The following is a 19667-nucleotide window of genomic DNA, read 5'->3' as shown; positions in this document are numbered from 1 at the left end:
AACCAGCCGGTGTGATATCTCTCGTCATGGCGTTGCTCTCCTTTGTGGAATCAGCACCCCGAGCCTACCGGCTCAAGGTGGGCAACGCCGACCTCTTCAGTAATTCAACAGAACCCGGGACATCCCCGGCGACTTGAAAGCAACCGGTTAGATGGAAAACTTCGTATCAATTTCAGGCTGCTCCGGCGGTGGCAAATCGACCCTGCTGGCAGAGCTTCGACAACGTGGTTTCGCTACGGTCGACGAGCCGGGCCGGCGGGTGGTGGCCGAGGAACTCAATTGCGGTGGGAGAGCGCTGCCGTGGGTGGATGCGGTTGCCTTTGCCCGGCGCGCGATAGAGGTGTCACTCGCCGATCGGGCCAAGGCTGAAGTCACGGCTGAAGTCGGCGCCCGCTGGATTTTTTTTGATCGAGGCTTGATCGATGCTTGCGCTGCGCTCCAGCACCTGACGGGGGAGCCGGTCCTTCAGAGTCTCGGTCTGGTTCATCGTTACAACAAACGCGTGTTCATCACGCCGCCCTGGCCCGAGATCTACGCGACAGACCGGGCACGACGGCACAGTCTCGCTGAGGCCGTTGCGGAATACGAACGATTGATCAGCGTCTATCCGTCCCTGGGCTACGACATCCGCGTGCTGCCGAAACTGAACGTCGCCGAGCGAGCCGACTGGATTCTAACCTCACTCGAGTGCTGACGCTCCTGTTGAGCCATACGCATCGAGTCCGCCCACCGACACGTGTCCTCTTCCTCGGCCAGCGGGAGCATGCGGCGATGTTCACGATGGCAGCGTGGCCCCGGCTTCGAGCCACTGTTTGACCAGCATGGCCAACGTGCCGTCGGCTGCAAGCGCGGCCTGCGCACCGCTAATTGCATCGCGCAGCGCGATGTCTCCTTTGCGGACACAGATGCCCAGGCGCTCCACAGTGATACCGGTCTCGACGACCCCAAGCCTCGGCCGGCCGCGCACGAGCCGAGCCGTGACAGGTGCGAGTTTCATGAAGGCGTCACAGCCTCCGCTTGTCAGATCGTCGAGCGCGTTCTCGATCTCGTGATAAGCATAGACGCGCACCCGCGCAGCACGTTTCTCCGCAACCAGTTTTTCAGCAACTGGCTGGCTGGTGTTGCCCTGCTGCACCCCGACGACCAGACCTTTGAGATCGGCGATGCCATGTACGTTCGGATTGCGGATGACATCGACGACAAGTGATTGGCCTGAGATCGCATAGGGCCTGCAGAAATCGGCCTTTGCCTCCCGGCCCGGCGTGATGGTGGTGCCAGAGGCGACGCAGTCGTAACTGCCGGCATCCAGACCGGCGAAGATGCCGTTGAAATCGGAGCCCGTGTACGGGACCAGCCGCCATTGGCGGCCGAGCATCCCGGCGATGCGTTGCACCAGCGCGATGTCAAATCCCGCCGGGCCATCGCTCGTCAAGAACTCGAATGGCGGATCGGGAAGCGCTGCCCCCACTCTCAAGGTTGGCACGGCTATGACCTTTGATACGCCAAACTGAGATGCTGCAGCCGCCCTACCGAGGACGTTGGAATCCTGCGGCGTCTCAGCGGATTTTCCCGGGGCTTATTGCTTTGAACCCTTGAGGCTATCACAGCCGACTGAACGTTAACAAGGCAGCGCTAATCTGGCAAACTTCGCGACGCAGGCGGAGCGGCTCGCACCCGGCGATAGCTCCGCATTCAGCCATGATAGGCAAACAGCTCGATTGGCTCGCTGAAGCCTCGCACCGGATATTCGCCGACGCGTTCGAGATCGAAATCGCTTTTGACGAAGTCGGCGAACGCGCGGGACAGCAGCACCTTTCTACCCAATTGTTTGGTCAGGGTTTCGAGACGCGAAGCCATGTTAACCGCGGGACCGATAACGGTGAAGTCGAGGCGTGTGCGCGACCCGATATTGCCGTACATGACGTCGCCGACATGGACGCCGATACCGTAATTCAGCGGCTCACGACCGGTTTCGCCATTCTTTTCGTTCAGGGCAATCACGGCCTGACGGGCTTCGGCCACGGCGCGCAACAGATTTGCGCAGGCCGACGGCTGGCTGAGCGGAAAGATGGCGAGCAGACCGTCGCCGATGAATTTCAGTATTTCCCCGCCATGTCGCGCGATCGGCTCCGACATCGCGTCAAAATAGCCGTTCAGAAGATCGATGACGTCATCGCGCGGCCAGTTATCGGAGATCCTGGTGAAATCACGCAGATCGCAGATCATGATGGCGGCGCGTACCGTCGTCCCGCTGCCGCGCCTGGTGGCGCCGGCCAGAATCAATTCGCCGGCATGCGACCCGACATAGGTTTCGAGCAGCGTTCGCGCCAGCCGGTTCTTGATACGGATTTCGCTGACCAGCGCCAGGATCGGCAACAGTTTTAGCAGGCTGGCGATATGCGCGTCGTCGAAACCTCCGATCCGGTCGGTTGCGAAGGTCACGATGTGCCGTTTGCCGAGGGTATGATACAGCGGCCAAGCCACATAGTCGGTCAAGCCTTTGGCCCGCATCTCGTCATAGATGGCATGCTTACGGCCCAGCGAGGCATCGCGTGCGAGGTTTTCGCGCACCTCGGTGGCACCATCGCGAATTTCGTTTGCTGGACTGCCGATGTATTCGGATCGCCCCACGACATCGTAGTCGACTCTCTGAATCTCGGCCTCGCGCATTCCATCGACCCACATCATCCGGGCGCCGAGCCATTGAGGATGGTGGATCAGGATGTGAAGCGACGCCCGCTTGACAGGAATGCCCACTCGCTGAAGGCGAATACACATCTCGGCGAAAATATTGTCGATGAAGCGCTCATCGCGCGTGTCGTTGGTCAGCCAGTGCACAACGTCGTTGTCGGAATACACGGTGCCGGGATCGATGTTTGGCGGCGGGTTCATAGCTTGTTCCTCGGTGGTGACCTGGATCGACGCTACAGGATATGTCGTATCCCCGCCCGACGGCGTCAACGAAGCCCGCCGCAATTTGCTTGCGCGCGTCGGGTTGTTGGGGGGTTGCCGCCTGCCCGGCGCGGGAGGCCGCAGGGGTAGCGCCCACCGCCGGTTCTGACCCCCGTAGCGGACCGCTGCCGATCCGGAAGCAACGGCGCGAAAGCCGCTCAGGCTTCGTGCAGGATTGACCGCAAGCGCGCCGCCAATTCTGACATGCGGAACGGTTTGTCGATAATCGGAAATTCGCCTACCGCCTGATGTCGGTCCAGCGCGTCGCCCGCATAGCCCGAGGCAAGCAGGATCTTGATGCCTTTGTTCAGTTTCCTCGCTTCGCGGGCAACCTCAATGCCGTTGATCCCGTTTGGCATCACGATGTCGCTCAGCAGGAGGTCAAATTCCTCGCTCCGGAGCAGCCGAAGCGCTTCCGTGCCATTGCGAGCGCAACGAACCTGATAGCCCGACCTGGTCAGCATCGCCGACGTGAGGTCCAGAAGATCGTCGTTGTCCTCGACAACGAGGACTCGCTCCGAACCGGCCGGAAACGCTTGGGATCGGACGTCGTCCAGTTCGACGGAAGGCGTTTGCGTGGCTCTCGGCAAGTAGAGAGAAACAGTGGTCCCCTTTCCCAATGCGCTTTCGACGGCAATGTGCCCCCCGGACTGACGGACAAAGCCGTAGACCATGCTAAGGCCGAGCCCGCTACCCTTGCCGACACCCTTCGTTGTGAAGAATGGCTCAAACACCCGGTTCCGCACCTCGGGAGGCATTCCAGAACCAGTGTCCCTAACGGACAGCCTGACGTACGATCCGGGCAAGCACCCCGCCACGGCTCCTTCGCCCACGACGACGTTCTTCATCTCGATGTCGAGCACGCCCCCATTGGGCATGGCGTCGCGCGCGTTCAGCGCCAGGTTGAGGAGAGCGGTCTCCAGCCGCGCCGGGTCGACATGGCACAGCCACAATCCTTCACTGGTCCACACCTTGACCCGGCATGCCTCCCCAACCGCCTTGCGAATGATTCCCTGGAACTCGGAAACAAGCTGGTTTGTGTTGACCGGCCTTGGATTCAATATCTGCCGTCGCGAGAAGGCGAGAAGCTGCGCCGTCAGCTTTGCCCCCCGATCGACAGCACGCCGTGCAGCCGCGGCGAAGTGCCGGATCTTGCCGATATCATCGCCCGCCTCGATGAGTTCGAGGTTCGCGGAGACCACCGTGAGCAGATTGTTGAAGTCGTGCGCGACGCCGCCGGTGAGCTGACCGACGCTCTCCATCTTCTGGCTCTGATGGAACTGCTCCCTCGCTTCGGACAATTCGTGCTCACGGTGCTTCAGCGCATCGGCCATGGCGTTGAATGCCCTGGCGACCCGTGCGATTTCCGAATTGCCCGGGATGTCCAGACGCCGGCCGAATTCGCCGAGCCGCCATCGGTTCGCAGCGTCAACCAATTGTGCAAACGGGCGCTGGATGAACCGTTGGGCGCCCCACGCCGTCAGGATCAAAACGACCAGGGCGCCCATGAAGATGAACAACACGTCGCGCTGCGTGCGATGTTCGATCTTGGTGAAAGTCTGCGCCCTGCCAAGGCCGTAGCTGACAAGAAGATCTTCCCCCACAGCGGCGAATCCGACAATTCTTCGCACGCCGTCAATGTTGACCATATCCGCTACAGTCCCGTTGGAGAACGTCGGATCCTTCCCGGCGGGCAGCTTCTTGCCGACGAACAGGGCATTGTCAGGATAGCGAGCGAGACAGATGCCGTTGCGGTCCGTGATGGCAAGCGCGGCTCCCGTGGGAACGCCCTTTTTCGCGATGTAGTCAGCAAGCCAATCGAGGCTGAGAGCCGCTACGACGATGCCGCCCATGCGGTCCTGATCGTCGTAGAATGGCAGCGCAAACTGGAGGACGTTGCGACCGGTGGTTCGGCCGACTGCAAACTCTCCGACCGTGAATTGTCCGGTTTTTACGACGCTGGCGAAGTAGGCACGTCCAGCGGCGGTAGATGGCTTATGCTCTCTGGTTGAGTCGCAGAAGGAGTTGCCATTGATGTCGACCACGATAAAGACGATGAACTCCGGGTATCGTTGCTTGATCCTGGAAAGGTAAGCGTTGCATCCCTGGACGTCCTTCTCCTTTATCGCCGGAAGCTCCGAAAGCGCAGTCATAGCCTGACGAACTCCCAGGACGATCTGCTGCTGCTCAGCGGCGGCGAGCTTGGCGAGCCCCAATACCTCGTCCTGTACTTCAACTTGGCGCGTGCGACGCAGGTCGATTTCATTGTACGCCTGTATCGCGATTGCCGGCAGTATTGCGACTGCCACCAGCGCGAATAAGCGTGATAACAGGCTGCTCATTTCGACCTTTTCCTACGCATGATCGGTGGCATCAGACCGACCGTGCCCAGTCCACCGACAAGCGCCATTGCATGAAGAGTTCTCCGAACTGCAATCGGAAATAACGCCATCAAGCGGTGGCGCTATTCCGAGCCTTCATTGACCAGTTCGTCGCGGAGAAGTGGCACCCACGGCCGTGAAAACAGGTGGCCCATGTCGATGCCAGGGATGGCAGAGCGACGAGAAGACTGGCGGCGGGTGAGCCTATGGCGGCACGGGTAACATTCAACAGCCTCACGAACCATTGAACCCTACGGCCCAATGCAGCGTCCTCAGACTGGGCGCTCGACATCGCTGGAGTTGGCCCCGCAGGTCCACGGCTCCGCGCGGACGAGGAAGGCCGATCTATCGGTCGGGTTGGCCCTTGGCACGTCAGGGCGATAGAGTGATTCTCATTGAACTGCTGTCCCGCTACCAATCTTCTGCCGTAAAAACTGAACCGGCCGCATTACAGAGCTGTTTCAGTCCGCCGGGAAACGATTGCGATTGTAGGCGAGCGGCCAAAAAATTGGCGAAGAGAAGCCAGGACGTGCAGCAACGAGGAACCCGCTTCCACGCGTATGGAGCAGGGCCTCAGAGAAACGGCTGAGCTGCACAACGAGGCCAGTTCCGATGGGCGCTGGTCGGCGCCCATCGGACGAGTTTGAGGATCGCGCGCCGGTTTTCAGCGCAGGATCTCGCGCAGCACCTCGCCGTCGACGCGGTGGGGCGTGACACCCAGGATCTGCATGACGGTCGGCGCCACGTCGGTGTTGCGCATGCGGCGGATCGTGGCGTCCTTGCGGATCTGCGGGCCGGCGGCGATGAAGGTCGCGCTCATCACCGGCAGCTCGGGATCGTGGCCATGGGCGCCGTAGAAGTTCGGCATCGACAGCATGGTCGTTACCGCATTGAACGGCGCATCGCCGAGGCGGGCGACGCCGGGGTTCTGGATGCCGTCGAAGTTGTAGCCCGGGGCCATCAGCGCGAACACATCGCCGAAATCCTGGCCGATGGTCTTGCTGGTGCACTCCCCGGTCCCTTCCTCGCACTGCAGCGGCCGGGTCTCGACCATGGTGAAGATCCGCCCGTCCTTGAGCGAAAAGTTGAACTTCGGGTTGGGATCGGCCGCGTTCTTCACCGCGTCGGTGATCTGCGTTACCAGCGCCTTGTAGGCCGCCAGATCGACGGTGCCGCCCAACTCGCGGTTCTGCAGGTTGACGTAGATGTTGGCCGCCGGACCCGAGGTGCGGATCGCGATCTTGGTGGGGTCGATGCCGGCATTGCGCAGGATGTTGGTCAGGCTGACCGAGGTGTGGAACGGCGCGAAGCCGTGGTCCGACACCACGATGACATTGCTGTCACGGCCCGCCGCATCGGCGATCTGCTTCACCGCCTTGTCGGCCGTCTGATAGGCGAAGCGGATATACGAAGCGTACCGCGCGACCTTGGCCGGATCCTCGTTGGCGCCGATCGAGTTCGGGTCGGTCGGGTTGGTGCCCTGGCGGCGGTCGGTGAGCAGGAACTGATGCTCGGAGCCGTCGGGCTGCTCGATATAGATCATCACCAGGTCGGCGTCGGGATGGTTCCGGATCGCGCGCTCGCCAATGTTCGCCTGGTAGCGCACGAAGGTCTTCACCATGTCCTCGAACATCGTCTCGATCTCGAGGTCGGGGAAGTTGGTGAAGCCCGGGCTCAACCGCTCCGGAATGCGGAAGTCAGCCTGCGGACGCCAGAACCCGACATTGTTGTTGATGTCGTCGACATCGGCCAGCACCGCCGCGTTGCGCGGGATGAAGTTGGCACCGTAGCGGGCGAAACGCACGACCGAAAGATCGGGCGCCAGCGCCGAGACGAAGTACGCGGCGCCGACCTTGGCCCCGCTGCCTTCGAAGAAGAACGGCGCATTCTCGCCGCCGAGCTTGACGTAGGCCGGTCCGGTCGACGGGGCGTGGAACGGTCCTGCCGTGATGCCGCGGGCCGTGTCGAAGAACACCAGGGTGTCGTAGTTCACCTTGCGGTCATTGGTGGTGTCGAGCGCCGCCACGCGGACCGAATATTTGACGTCGAGCGTCGCCGCATTGGTGCAGGTCGCTGATGGCGCCGAGGAACACGAGAATGTCTCGATCGGCGCTGACGTCACCAGGACCGGGCTGAAGGAGAAGCGGCCGGCCGTCTGGAGCGCCGCGACGATGGCCGGATCTGATGTGAAGTCCCCGCGGGACAGCGAGAAGCCCTGGGCTCCGATGCCGCCGAACGCCCCGAACGGCACGGTGAAGTCGGTGACGCGGATCGGCTGGGCCGGCTGCACCACCGTGTTGTTGATGGAGATGTCGGCGCCGTCGCCGCCCGGCCACGTCGCGGTGACCACCTTCTTGCCCTGTTGGCGCAACTGCACCCACAGCGGTAACGCTGTCGGGCGCGGCGAAGGCCCGAGCGGGCTCTCGCGATAGCCGCCGATCGGCGCCGCAAATCCGCTGATGCTCGATGAGATCGGCCCGACGATCGCCTGGAAGGTGTTCGACGGGATGTCGTTGTGGACCGCCGTCGAGCCGGTGGCGATTTCGATGTGCGACACCGCGGTGAGCGACGGCGACGCCGTCACGTTCTGCTCCGCCACCGCGCCGCGGCGGCTCAGCCGCGCCAGGCCGCCGTCACGCGGCAGCGCGCCCTCGTCGATGAACTGCCGGATGAAATCGGGCTTGGCGCCGTCGAGCGAGATCACCACCACTCGCGGCGACTTGCGGCCATGATGGTTCCCGTCCTGATCGCCGTCATGATCATGGTCGCGGTTGTCGCCGTGGTCGCGGTTGCCGCCGTCGTTATCGGCGTGCGCCGGCGCGGCAACGCCGGTCAGCGATGCAGCGAGCGACATTGCCAATATCGAGGAGAGAAAACTCTTCAAGTTCATATGGACGCCCCATTTTCGCTGCGCAATCTGCGCGAGTTTTGGTCGGAAACGACGCAGCGATTATCGGGCTTGGCTGACGACGCGCATGTGACGCTTCGGCGACACGTGTAACGTTGCGGCGACAACGCCACCATGATGCTAGCGCGAGCGGCTCGATGACGACCTTTCCATGATTGGCTCCGCTAAATCCTTAGGCGCGCGAACGAAGAGCTCACGACCCCGATCATGCCGGCCTCGTGGAAGGGCAGTTCCGTCTGCATTCATGCCCCTGCTGCTTCGCCGGCGCGCGATGATATCGGTGCAACAAAGCGCGCAATCGAGGTCGCCGGAGGGGGATGGACGCATGGCCGCTGATGGGAAACAGGACTTGCGCGCAGCGCCCCGGTTGCCCGCCTCAGCATCTCGCGCAGCCACTGCTGCGGCGCATCGTTCGTATTGCGTTCATGCCAGAGAACGCCAACGTCCACCAAGCTCGTCTTGTAGGGCAGCTCGTACGTCGATAATAGGTGGATGCGGGCCAATGACCTCGCGAGTGGCCGCGGCACGATCGCGGCGAGCTCGGTATCCTCGAGCAGAGCGGGCAGCGCGAGAAAGTGCGACAGCGAAATCGCGATACGCGGACCTCGCTGCGATCCGGCGAAGGCCTGTTCTAGCGCCGCTCGATCGTACATTTCGGACCGGCGAGCCAATCCACGCTCGGATACGAAGCCGTTCACGAGCCCTTCGTGCTCGCCGTGCAGCGACACCGCGGCGATGGATAGGCCGGACAACGCTTCGAGCGACAGCCTGCCAAGCTTCCGCGAAGAATGGGCGATGAGAACATCGTCATACGCGAACAGCGAGCTCGACCGGAAGCGTGCAGGAACGTCCCGGAAAGTTCCGATTGCGGCGTCGATCAGTCCGAGATCGATCTGCTCGGTCAGGTCGATCCGACAGTCCGGACGGATCACGAGGTCGACAAACGGCGCCTCTTGCGTCAACAAGCGGAGGAGATCAGGCACCATAACCATGGTCACAAAATCGCTCACCGCGATCGTGAACCGCCTGGCCGATCTGCCGGGCTCGAATCTCGGCAGGCCGATCGCCGTTTCCAGTGATTTCCATGCTTCCCGGATCAATGGCGCCATGGCAAGCGCACGCGCAGTCGGCTGCATTCCAGCGGCCGTGCGGACAAACAATTCGTCGCCCAGCATTTCCCGCAACCGAGCGAGAGCGTGACTGACGGCCGACTGACTAAGGCAAATCCTTTGACCCGCGCGTAACACGCTTCGTTCCTCCATGACAGCGTCGAAGACGCGCAAGAGGTTCAGATCAAGCCGGTTGAACTGTGTCGTCATCGCTGGACCATTCAGATGATTGCTTCGGCTTTAGCTCGGCGGATCCAATCTCAGGCGGGGAGGAGAACGAGCAGGATCCGCCTGTTGTCAGAAAGCTGCGCTCCAGGCGTCTCAAAAGTCGAAATCGCTGAGCTCAGGGTGGTCATCGGGCCTGCGTCCCAACTGCCACAGGAACATCCGGTCGGTCTCAGCGATCGGCTGTTCGCTGATGCTGGCGATACGCCGGCGTATCAGCCCATCCGGATCGAGCTCCCAGTTTTCGTTTCCATAGGCCCTGAACCAGTTTCCTTCGCTGTCGCAGTATTCATAGGCAGACCGCGCCGCGATCCGATTGTCGGCAAAGGCCCACACTTCATTGATCAGCCGGTACTCCAACTGCTTTGCCCACTTGCGCGCCAAAAACGCCTCGATGGCGGCGCGTCCGGAGAAAAATTCGAGGTGATCTCGCCAGAAGCTGTCGACCGTGTAGTCCAGTGCCACCCGAACGGGCTCGCGGCCATTCCAGCAGTCCTCGATAGCTCGGACCTTCGCTGTCGCGGTGTCCCAAGTGAAGGGTGGCAAGGGGAAGCGTGGTGACATGGCCGTTGCTCCGCGGACGACAGGAACGCAGAGTGGAGCAGCACCGGACTGGCCACGAGTTTATTGGTGTAAGAAACTGTAAAACTCACGTTTGGCGATGATGGTGCACCGCAGCATCGCACGTGGCTGGTCCCCGAGAACGAACTACGTCAAGGATATGACGTCAGATCTCCGGCAACGCGAAGCTGACGCTCTGCCTCTTTCAGGTCAGCGGTTTCGAATCCTTCCGTAAATTGTCCGTACACGTCGCCCAGCAGCGATCGTGCTTCGTCCACGCGCCCATGCTCCATCCACAGGCGCGCCAATGCCATCGCGGAACGCAGCTCCCATCCAAGAGCGTGCTGTTGCCTGGCGCAGTCGAGCGAGTCCTTGAGCGATGCCTCCGCCGCCGGCCAGTTCGCTGGTGACGCCGCGAGCAGCACCGTCGCGCGAGCCCGCAGCAAATCGGGCAGTTCGAAGGTTCCGGAGCCGCGCAATGCGTTGGCTACGGCCGCATCGATGATGCTGGTGGCTTCTGCCGAGTTGCCGGTGCGGGCGAGACCTTCGGCCAAGGCGCGCGAATTGGATGGCAAGAGGATGTTTCGCTGCTCGGTTCGCAAGGTGGACAGAGCTTCGCGCAGGGTCTTGATGCCAGGCTCTGTATCCCCTCTCTCCAGCATAAGCGCTCCTCGCAAGCCCAGGCCGCCGGCCCTGTACATGGCGAGCGAGTACCTGCCAGCGTAGGTAATGAGTCGTTCTACGAGCTCTTCCGCGATCTGCCGATCTCCCCGCCACAGAAACACTGGCGCGACAAAGACTAGGCAGATGCAAAGCGAGACAGGATGCTCTTTCCTTTCGGCGACCTCGATAGCTCTATATGCAAATTGAGCCGCCTGATCCGGAAGGCCGCAGTCCCACAATGTCCGCGCGTAACCGACAAACGCTCGCACCTGATGATCGTATCCGAAGGAATGCAGCTCGCTCACGCCGGCAGCCGCTGCGTGCTCGAAGCCTCTTTTATAGCTCTGCTGGGCAGCCGCCTGCTCTCCCACCAGATGATAACTCGCGCCAAGCATCCACTCGGCCATCACGACTTCCCGCGGCCGGCCCAATTCCCTGGCTATGGCAGCGTAACGTTGCGCTACCGCCAACGAGCCGCCAGAATCCGCGAGCCGAGCGCGATAAAGATTGAGACCGGCCAGAAATTCCAACTGGTAGTCGGCATCGCCCATGGAATCGGCAAGGCTCAGTCCCCGCTCCAGTGCTGTCCCCACCTCCACGCTGTCACTATGAGCGTGGATCGATGATGTCGCCAATGGCAGTTGGAGCCTCAGTTCGAGCTTTGTTCCGCGATCCTCCTCTGACAGTGCATCTATCGTTTGCAGGCACCACCAGCGACATTCGCTCAGCATCGACATTCCAAGGAACAGGGGCACCGCGCCGGCGCCCAACGCCACACCAACCGACCTGTCGCCTGACGGCGAAAAACTCCACTCGAGTGCGGCTCTGATGTCACCTATCTGTCGCGAGTAAGGCGTTAGATCGCGATCCCGCAGCGTGCTGCCCCGGAGTCCCGCGAGGCGTTCGGCGTAGTAGAGTGCATGTCGTCTTGCAGTTGCGTTCGTTGCCCCCAGCTCCTTCAACCTGACCGCGGCATATGCCCGCGTCGTATCAAGCAGCCGATACCAGCTTGCGCCTCCCGTCAGCGAGACCGAGATCAACGACTTGTCGACCAGGCTTGCGATGGTTGCAAACTGCAGCTCATCGCGGTCCGCTTCTGCCACGACGGCTTGCGCCATTTCCATCGTGAAAGCACCGACAAACACGGATAGCGCGCACAAGATCGCTTTCTCGCGATCCGACAGGAGATCGTAGCTCCAGTCGAGCATGGCCTGCAGCGTCTGGTGCCGTGGCACACTGCGCCGCCCCTGCCAAAGCAGCATCAAGCGGTCGCCGATCAGCTCTGCCAGTCCGCCGATGCCGTAAGTGCTCGCCCTGCTGGCCGTCAGCTCGATCGCCAGCGGCATCCCGTCAAGCTGGCGACAAATATCGGCGACGATGGGCGCGTCCTCGTCGGTGAGCTCGTCCCGATATCCGCCGGCGGCGGCCCGGTCCATGAAGAGCCGTACAGCAGGAGAGGCCAGTGCCTTGGCCGCTGTCAGCGCCGTCCCGCTCGTTGGACTGTCGAGAGAGCGAAGCGGATGGACGTTCTCGCCTTCAACGCGGAGGGATTCGCGGCTGGTCGCGATGATGTGGATGAGCGGCGCTTGGCGGAACACGCCCTCCGCCAGGATGGCGACAGCCTCAATCACATGCTCGCAGCTATCGAGAACCAATAGAAGGCGCTTGTCGGCAAGAAATGCGAGCAGCCGCGATAGCGAGTCCTGCGTATGCGCGAGGCATCCGACCGCTGAAGCGACGGCCGGAACAACGAGCGCGCGCTCCTGCAGCGCGCTGAGGTCCACGAAGCAGACCGCGTCGCGGAACTCGTCCGCCAGCCCATGCGCGACGGCGACAGCCACCGTGGTTTTTCCGACCCCGCCGGGCCCGACAATGCTGACGAACCGCCGGGACATTAGTTCCAAGCGCAAAGCTTCGACAGTCTCGTCGCGACCAACCATCCGCTGCAAACGCGCAGGCAGGGTCTGGATCCTGCCACGCCCGACAGGCGTAGCCGTGGACTCGCCGCCCTGCACCAAGCGCTGGACCGGTGCAACAAAGCAATATCCGCGTCCGGGAACGTTGGTGATGTAGCGTGCACCGTCGCGACCATCCCCGAGCGCTCTGCGGATCCCTGCAACGGAAACCCGAAGGCTGGCCTCTTCGACGATGACATCCGGCCAGACCCGCTTGATCAATTCCCGGTGGCTCACGACCTCCCCTGCCCGTTCCACCAAGGCAATCAGGACATCGAGCGCGCGGCTGCCCAGCGACACCTGAACGTCACCGTTCATGAGCAGCCTTTCGGACACGGCCAGACGAAACGGCCCGAACTGGAACGCCTCACCTTCGTTGGCGCGTTGCTGCAAGGTAGCGACCTCGACCTTCACCCCCACCGCTCGATCTGCTCCGTTGTCCGCTCGCGGATCTACGGCGCTCCGTCCGGTGGAGCAGTTGCTCACGCACACCTGGCGGCACGCCCTCTGCCGATGGAACTAGCCGCCTATTAACACGCCCTAACCGCACGCGAGGACAAATATACGAGGGTGTCAATCAAGGCACGCGACAGCCGTCGCCGCTCGCCTCGATCCGCCGGGCTGGGGAACCCGCGTGAAACTCGGAAACAGATTCGCAGACTCGAATTCGTCAAGTCCAAGGCGCGCTAACGCGCCCGCGTCAACGCGAGCCAGATGCCGCCGCCGATCATGAAGCCGCCCGAGACGCGCGAGACCAGGCGCGTCCGCTGCTTGGAAAAGAATTTTCGCGCGCGGCCGGCGAGCAATGCGTAGATCATGTCGCTCATCGCCGCCGTCACCATAAAGGTCACGCCGAGCAGCGCCACTTGCGGGAGGTGATCCTTGTTCAGGTCCACGAACTGCGGAATGAAGGCGCCGAAGAACACCAGCACTTTCGGGTTCGACAGCAGCACCAGAAATCCTTGCAGGAAGAATCCGCCGCGCGGCGGCGGTGGCGGCTCATCCGCGCTCAGGTCCTCGACCGGGGAGCGGATCAGCTTGATGCCGAGCCAGACCAGGTAAGCCGCGCCGGCAAAGCGCACCCAGTCGAACCAGTAGCCCATGGTCGCCATCAGCGAGGTGAGACCGACGGCGACGACGCCGATCACGATCGCCAGTCCCGCCTGCGCGCCCAGCACATTGGTCAGCGCCGCGCGGGTGCCGTGGCGCAGGCCGTTGGCGATCACCAGCGTGACGATCGGGCCGGGCAGCAAAGCGAGCGCAATGCAGGCGGCGACGTAGGCGAGATAGGCTTGCAGGGACATGGCGGAACTGCTCGGAGCGGGAACTCGGGTGTCCCCGTTCTAGCGCAAGCCACACCCGATAAGAAGAGCGAAGCGCTGCGCCATCCGACTGCTCGATGACGTCGCGCTTGACATGCAACCATTTGGTTGCCTATTGTGGCGCACATGGACGAAGTCTTCAAAGCGCTGGCGGACGCATCGCGGCGGTCGCTCCTGGACAGGCTTCACGCCAGAAACGGACAGACGCTGAACGAACTGTGCGAAGGCCTCGCCATGACGCGGCAGGCGGTCACCAAGCACCTTGCGATTCTCGAACAGGCCAATCTCGTCACCACGTTCAAGCATGGCCGCGAGAAACTGCACTACCTCAACCCGGTTCCGATCCATCAGATCGGAGAGCGGTGGATCAGGAAATTCGAGCGCGCCAAGCTGGTCGCGCTCGGCGAATTGAAACGGCAACTGGAGGAGCGCGATGAGTAAGCCGGAATTCCTCTATGTGATCTATATCGAAGCTTCCTGCGAAAAGGTCTGGGATGCGCTGATCGATCCGGAGATGACCAAGGATTATTGGGGCAGGCATCGCAACAGCTCCGATTGGAGCAAGGGCGCGAAGTGGCAGCATGAGGATTACGACGATCCCTCCAAGGTCGCGATCGCCGGCACCGTCATCGAGAGCGAGCGTCCGCACCGGCTCGTGCTGAGCTGGGCGCGGCCGGAGAATCTCGGCGATCCCGACAAGGTCTCCCGGGTCACCTTCACGATCGAGGAACAGTTCGGCTCGACCAGGCTGACGGTTGTGCATAGCGAACTCGACGACGAGATGCTGCGCGGCGTCAGCGCCGGCTGGCCCCCGATTCTGTCGAGCATGAAAACGCTGCTGGAGACCGGCGCGTCAATGCCGATGACACGCCGACGTTGGAAGAGCGGCGAGTAGCTTCGCGGGAGGGTTCAAGATGTCCAAACCGGAATTCATACACGTCACCTATATCGAGACCACGCCCGAGAAAGTGTGGGAGGCGCTGACCAATAGCGAGTTCACCAGGCGTTACTGGTTCAACACGGAAGTGAAATCCGACTGGAAGGTGGGCTCCCCGTTCGCGCTGGTCACGAACGGCACCACGACGGATGTGGGCGAAATCCTCGAGGCAGACCGGCCGCGGCGTCTCGCCTACACCTTCAAGCATCAGCTCGATGAGGAGATGCGCAAGGAGCCGCCAACCAAGGTCACCTTCACCATCGAGCCCCACGGCGACCTCGTGAAGCTGACCGTGACGCATGAAGGCTTCGCCAAAGGCAGCAAGCTCTTCGATGGCATTTCCAAGGGATGGCCGGCGATCCTCTCGGGGCTCAAGACCCTGCTCGAGACCGGGAAAGTGTTGGCGATCCCGCCTCGTGCGCTTGAGATCGAAGGGTTCGAATAGAAATGAAGATCTATCGGAGGATTCGAGAGGACATGAATATCGAGAAATTCAAGCCGGCGATCGTCTACACGATCTACATCGCGTCCACACCGGAGAAGGTCTGGGAGGCGCTGACCAGTGCCGAGTTCAGCCGGAAGTATTTTTCCGGCAACGCGGTCGAGGTCGATCTCCGCGTGGGCGGCGCATTCATGGTGCGTACGCCCGATGGCGCGCCGCACATCACCGGCGAGGTGATCGCATGCGAGCCGCCGCGGAAGCTGACCGTGACCTTCAACGTCAACTGGCCGGCGCTGGTGGAAAAGCTGGGGCCGACGCTCGTGACCTATGAGATCGAGCAGGCCGGCAACGCGGTCAAGCTGACGCTCCTGCAATCGCACGACCGGCCGCTCAGCGACGATATCCTCTCCGGCGGCCGCGCCGGCTGGCCCGCGATCCTCTCCAGCCTCAAGAGCTTGCTGGAGACCGGCAATGCCCTCGTCATCCAGATGCAGCCGCCGGCACGGATGCTGGCGGCGCTGAAGGAATTGGGAATCGCGACGCCGTAAGTCGCGACGGTCCCGTAGCCCGGGTGGAGCGCCAGCGTAACCCGGGGCCGCTCGCAAAGCCGAGACAGGCGTCCCGGGTTGCGCTTCGCTCCACCCGGGCTACGACGTTACCCCCGCGCCCGTAACTCGCGGCGCAGCACCTTGCCGGTCGCGGTCATCGGCAACGACTCCGCGAACTCGACGAAGCGCGGATATTCGTGGGCGGCGAGTTGCACTTTGACAAAGTCCTGGATCTCGCGGGCGAGCGTGTCGCTTGGGGCATAACCGGCGCGGAGCACGATCCAGGCCTTGATCGACTCGGTCCTGATCGGATCGGGAATGCCGACCACGGCCGACATCGCGACCGCCGGATGTTTCATCAGCGTGTGCTCGATCTCCGACGGGCCGACGCGATAGCCGGCGGTGGTGATGACGTCGTCCTCGCGGCTGACGTACCAGAAATAGCCATCCTCATCCTGCACGCCGAGATCGCCGGTCAGCAGGAACGCGCCGGCATATTTCTTCGCGGTCGCCTCCGGATTGCGCCAATATTCGATCATGGTGACGGGGCATGGCTGCCGCACGCCGATGATGCCTCGCGTGCCCCGCGGCAGTTCCTCGCCTCTATCATTGACGATGCGCACGTCGAAGCCGGGTGTCGCCCTGCCCATCGAACCCGGGCGGATCGGAAACAGGTTCGAATTGCTGCCGATCACGAGGTTGCATTCGGTCTGGCCGAACACTTCATGGGCGTCGATGCCGAAGGTGTCGCGCACCCAACCCAATAGCTCGCCGCCGAGCGACTCGCCGCCGGTGAAGATGCTGCGCAGTTTCACGCCCGAATTCTTCACGCCCGCCTGGCGCATCAGCTTCAGCGCGGTCGGCGGCAGGAACACGTTGCGGATGCCGAGGTCGGCCATCATCTGCATCGCCGCCTGCGGCTCGAACTTGCGCGCGCGATGGCCGACCATGGGAATGCCGTGGTACCAGAACGCGAACAGGCCGTTGATCAGGCCGCCGATCCAGGCCCAATCCGCGGGCGTCCACATCAGGTCGCCGGGCCGCGGCAGGAAGTTGTGGCACATCTCGACATTCGGCAGGTGGCCGAGCACGACGCGGTGCGCGTGCAGCGCGCCTTTCGGATTACCGGTAGTGCCCGACGTGTAGATGATGAGTGCGGGATCATCGGCCGAGGTGTCGACGCTCGCAAACTCCGGCGAGGCCGCACGCAGCGAGGGCCAGAACGGCCTGGTGCCTGCGGGGACTTCCTCGCCGACCACATAGACGTTCTTCAACTCGGGCAGGCGGTCGCGGATCTTCGCCAACTTCTCCCAGCCGGCCGCGTCGGTCACGATCGCCTTCGCTTCGGAATTCGACAGCCGGAATTCCAGCGCATCCTCGCCGAACAGCGCGAACAGCGGGATCGAGATCATCGCGGAGCGGAAGGCGGCAAGATGCGCGATCGGCAATTCGAGCGATTGCGACAGGAACACCGCGACGCGGTCGCCGCGCTGAAGACCGTCGGCCTTCAGCACATTGGCGAAGCGGCGCGACATCTCCGCGACCTCGTCGAAGGTGGTGCGCGTCTGGGTGCCGTCCTCGTCGACATAGACAAGCGCGGGCCGGCCCGAGCCGTCGGCATGGCGGTCGGAGCAGGCGGTCGCCATGTTGAAGCGCGCTGGGACGTCCCAGCGGAAGTTGCGGGTGAGCTCGTCGTAGGTTGCGGCTTCCTTGAGCATGATCCTCGGGCGTTCCTGACGTTTCCTCGCGAACCGGCGTCGCGATGACCGGTCGCTCTGTTGTTGCTGTCAGTTTTAAAGCGCCGCGCGCCCCGCACAAGCCTTCGCCCCTGCACGTCGCGCCTTATGCGCTGCCGGCCGCGTCAACGCGTCGCGATGCGTGCAATCCTTGCAGGCCGTCGTTCCGCCTGTCCTTCGCCGCGCCGCGGAATAATGCGCGGACGAGACATGGGCCGATCACCTCAGATTTCTTTCCTTCCGGCGGGCCCGGGTGCGCAGGAACTCAGCCAACCAATTGATTCAATTCAGCTTATTCTAGTTTCCTTACTGCCATGCGCGGATTCATCATGAGGTCTGTCGGCACCGTTCAGGGGTCGCAATTTTGTCAAATAAGCCTATATTAGGGGACGAAATGACATGTGCGGCGCGCCGCGGGTTGTGGCGTGCCGTCCCCAACCCCCAATCGCGCTATCGCTAAGAAGAGTAAGAGGTCGTCGACCATGCGTCCTATGCGTCCGTTCAACTTTAACACCTCCGCCGAACTCTTTCCCGCCGCCATTCGCAAGAAGAAGCGGGCCGGTTTCGCCTATCGGCGCTTTGGCACCGCGGCAGAAGCCGTGCAGTATGCCATGGAAGAGCTGCCGGCGGATTCGCTGAACGGCGCCTACCTGCAGGTCGAGGAAGCCCGTTTCGACCAGAACGGCATCCGCACGCTCTATGAGAGCGAGGCGTTCCCGCTGCCGCGTCGTCCGCGCCCGGTGCAGACCAATACCGACGCCGACGCCGCTTAAACCAATCCGTCCCTGACCCAAGCGAAAAGCCCTCGGGATGATCCGGGGGCTTTCTCTTTTTGCGCTCATAGCCGCGGCTGCTTGTCCAGCCAGCGCCTGAGCATGCGCACGTTCCGGACATTGGCGCGGAACATGACGTCGAACGCGTCGCCCGCAAGCGGCACCAGGCCGACCGCGCCATCGAGCGCGACATTGGCGAGCATCCGCGCGGTGATGTGCCAGGGCGCGCCCAGCGCACGCGCTTCCCGCACCAGCCACAGCGAGATCGCCGTCGTGATGATGTCGCCGACCACGGGGATCAGACCAATCAGGCCGTCGATGCCGTAGCGGATCTTGGTGCCGGGTACGATGAAGGCGACGTCGAGCAGTTTCGCGATCGCCTCGAGCCGCGCCAGCCGCTGCTCACGGGTAAGAGTGCCGAACGGATTGGCGGTCTCGAAATCAAGCCGGAACGCCTCGAACTGCGGATGCAGCGCCGCTTCCGGAATCTCGCGTCCGTCCTGGTCGATGATTTTCCCCCGCGGCCTGGCGTCGCGGAACGGGCCCTGCGAGCGGGCGCGGTTGGGCACGAAGATGTCGTCGGGCATGAGCATTCAGATGGTAACGCAAGGACGCGGTACAAGTTGCGTCACATTACCGCTCTGTCACCTCGCGGCAGGGCCGCACACTCGCCGTGATTCCGTCGTTAGCAGCGTCTCATTCGCGATACCAGTTAAAAGCATTGCCGCGATTTAACTGGTGGATCTTGTCGGCTCAGGCCAACACCGGCCGCTTTAATCCCGCGAGGGCTTCCATCAAGCGATGCCGAATATTGAGATCACTGAGGAGTGCCGCGCCCTGATTGAGAGCGCGGTTGAGCCCCCGACCGGACGGCGCTTGCCAAACGGCAACTGGCTCATACCGGTCAACGAGGTGACGTGGGAACGGCTGCAGCAAGTGCGCCGGCAAGGCGAAACGATCTCGGACTGCATCATTCGCGTCATGATCGTCACCTTGCATAAGAGCGGCTTGCAATAGGGCATTGCAGCCTAGCATTACAGTTGTTTTTTTAGTGGGTTTCTGAATCCATGGGCAACCATGATTCGAAGATCGTGGACGCAGGCAGCGTCGATTGAGGAGACGCTTGCGTTGTGGGCGGCGTCGCTTCGGGAGATC

At 62.4% G+C, this 19667-nt stretch carries 17 protein-coding genes; 7 read left to right on the top strand and 10 right to left on the bottom strand.

What is annotated here, in order from left to right:
• The first annotated feature begins 151 nt into the window (after positions 1-151).
• Positions 152-694, top strand: a complete 543-nt coding sequence (locus ACZYOF_RS33990; protein WP_463718506.1) for an AAA family ATPase — start codon at positions 152-154, stop codon at positions 692-694.
• A gap of 81 nt (positions 695-775) precedes the next feature.
• On the opposite strand, the gene ACZYOF_RS33985 is transcribed toward ACZYOF_RS33990, so the two are convergent.
• From ACZYOF_RS33985 to ACZYOF_RS33950, 8 genes are all read right to left on the bottom strand, one after another.
• Positions 776-1468 carry an ABC transporter substrate-binding protein gene (locus ACZYOF_RS33985; protein ID WP_463718505.1) on the bottom strand — a complete coding sequence of 231 codons (693 nt, stop codon included), beginning with the start codon at positions 1466-1468 and terminating at the stop codon, positions 776-778.
• 224 nt (positions 1469-1692) lie between these two features.
• A complete protein-coding gene (locus ACZYOF_RS33980) occupies positions 1693-2892 on the bottom strand; it encodes an adenylate/guanylate cyclase domain-containing protein (protein WP_463718504.1) in 1200 nt (399 codons plus the stop codon).
• 218 nt (positions 2893-3110) lie between these two features.
• A complete protein-coding gene (locus ACZYOF_RS33975) occupies positions 3111-5294 on the bottom strand; it encodes an ATP-binding protein (protein ID WP_463718503.1) in 2184 nt (727 codons plus the stop codon).
• Between the two features lie 703 nt (positions 5295-5997).
• Positions 5998-8223 (bottom strand): alkaline phosphatase family protein, encoded by a 2226-nt coding sequence (locus ACZYOF_RS33970; RefSeq protein ID WP_463718502.1) that lies wholly within the window; start codon positions 8221-8223, stop codon positions 5998-6000.
• A 260-nt stretch (positions 8224-8483) separates the two neighbouring features.
• Positions 8484-9560: a LysR family transcriptional regulator gene (locus ACZYOF_RS33965; RefSeq protein WP_463718501.1), complete on the bottom strand. Its 1077-nt coding sequence runs from the start codon at positions 9558-9560 to the stop codon at positions 8484-8486.
• Between the two features lie 111 nt (positions 9561-9671).
• Positions 9672-10139, bottom strand: coding sequence for a DUF1348 family protein (locus tag ACZYOF_RS33960; RefSeq protein WP_463718500.1), 468 nt, complete (start codon positions 10137-10139; stop codon positions 9672-9674).
• Between the two features lie 149 nt (positions 10140-10288).
• The gene (locus tag ACZYOF_RS33955) at positions 10289-13168 is read right to left on the bottom strand and encodes an ATP-binding protein (RefSeq protein WP_463718499.1); all 2880 of its coding nucleotides are present in this window, start codon (positions 13166-13168) and stop codon (positions 10289-10291) included.
• A gap of 272 nt (positions 13169-13440) precedes the next feature.
• On the bottom strand, positions 13441-14058 hold the full coding sequence (locus ACZYOF_RS33950; RefSeq protein WP_130581283.1) for a LysE family translocator: 618 nt from the start codon (positions 14056-14058) through the stop codon (positions 13441-13443).
• 144 nt (positions 14059-14202) lie between these two features.
• On the opposite strand from ACZYOF_RS33950, the gene ACZYOF_RS33945 reads away from it, so the two are divergent.
• Genes ACZYOF_RS33945 through ACZYOF_RS33930 form a run of 4 tightly spaced genes read left to right on the top strand, consistent with a single transcriptional unit; the run spans position 14203 to position 16003 of the window.
• Positions 14203-14517, top strand: coding sequence for an ArsR/SmtB family transcription factor (locus ACZYOF_RS33945; RefSeq protein ID WP_130581284.1), 315 nt, complete (start codon positions 14203-14205; stop codon positions 14515-14517).
• Positions 14510-14971, top strand: coding sequence for an SRPBCC family protein (locus tag ACZYOF_RS33940; protein ID WP_463718498.1), 462 nt, complete (start codon positions 14510-14512; stop codon positions 14969-14971). The genes ACZYOF_RS33945 and ACZYOF_RS33940 overlap by 8 nt, the downstream gene beginning before the upstream one ends.
• A gap of 19 nt (positions 14972-14990) precedes the next feature.
• Positions 14991-15458: an SRPBCC family protein gene (locus ACZYOF_RS33935; RefSeq protein ID WP_463718497.1), complete on the top strand. Its 468-nt coding sequence runs from the start codon at positions 14991-14993 to the stop codon at positions 15456-15458.
• Positions 15459-15490: 32 nt separating this feature from the next.
• Positions 15491-16003: an SRPBCC family protein gene (locus ACZYOF_RS33930; RefSeq protein WP_463718496.1), complete on the top strand. Its 513-nt coding sequence runs from the start codon at positions 15491-15493 to the stop codon at positions 16001-16003.
• 107 nt (positions 16004-16110) lie between these two features.
• On the opposite strand, the gene ACZYOF_RS33925 is transcribed toward ACZYOF_RS33930, so the two are convergent.
• On the bottom strand, positions 16111-17721 hold the full coding sequence (locus ACZYOF_RS33925; RefSeq protein WP_463718495.1) for an acyl-CoA synthetase: 1611 nt from the start codon (positions 17719-17721) through the stop codon (positions 16111-16113).
• A 500-nt stretch (positions 17722-18221) separates the two neighbouring features.
• On the opposite strand from ACZYOF_RS33925, the gene ACZYOF_RS33920 reads away from it, so the two are divergent.
• Complete coding sequence (locus ACZYOF_RS33920; protein ID WP_207234691.1) at positions 18222-18512, top strand: hypothetical protein; 291 nt, start codon at positions 18222-18224, stop codon at positions 18510-18512.
• Positions 18513-18577: 65 nt separating this feature from the next.
• On the opposite strand, the gene ACZYOF_RS33915 is transcribed toward ACZYOF_RS33920, so the two are convergent.
• Complete coding sequence (locus ACZYOF_RS33915) at positions 18578-19105, bottom strand: DUF4112 domain-containing protein (RefSeq protein ID WP_282531110.1); 528 nt, start codon at positions 19103-19105, stop codon at positions 18578-18580.
• 208 nt (positions 19106-19313) lie between these two features.
• Between ACZYOF_RS33915 and ACZYOF_RS33910 the strand changes: the two genes are divergently transcribed.
• Positions 19314-19529 (top strand): hypothetical protein, encoded by a 216-nt coding sequence (locus ACZYOF_RS33910; protein WP_130584061.1) that lies wholly within the window; start codon positions 19314-19316, stop codon positions 19527-19529.
• Positions 19530-19667 lie beyond the last annotated feature (138 nt).

The sequence above is a fragment of the Bradyrhizobium sp. LeoA1Lang genome (assembly GCF_055413685.1).
The sequence above is the reverse complement of the archived record's forward strand: the minus strand, read 5'-3'. Positions and strand labels throughout refer to the sequence as shown.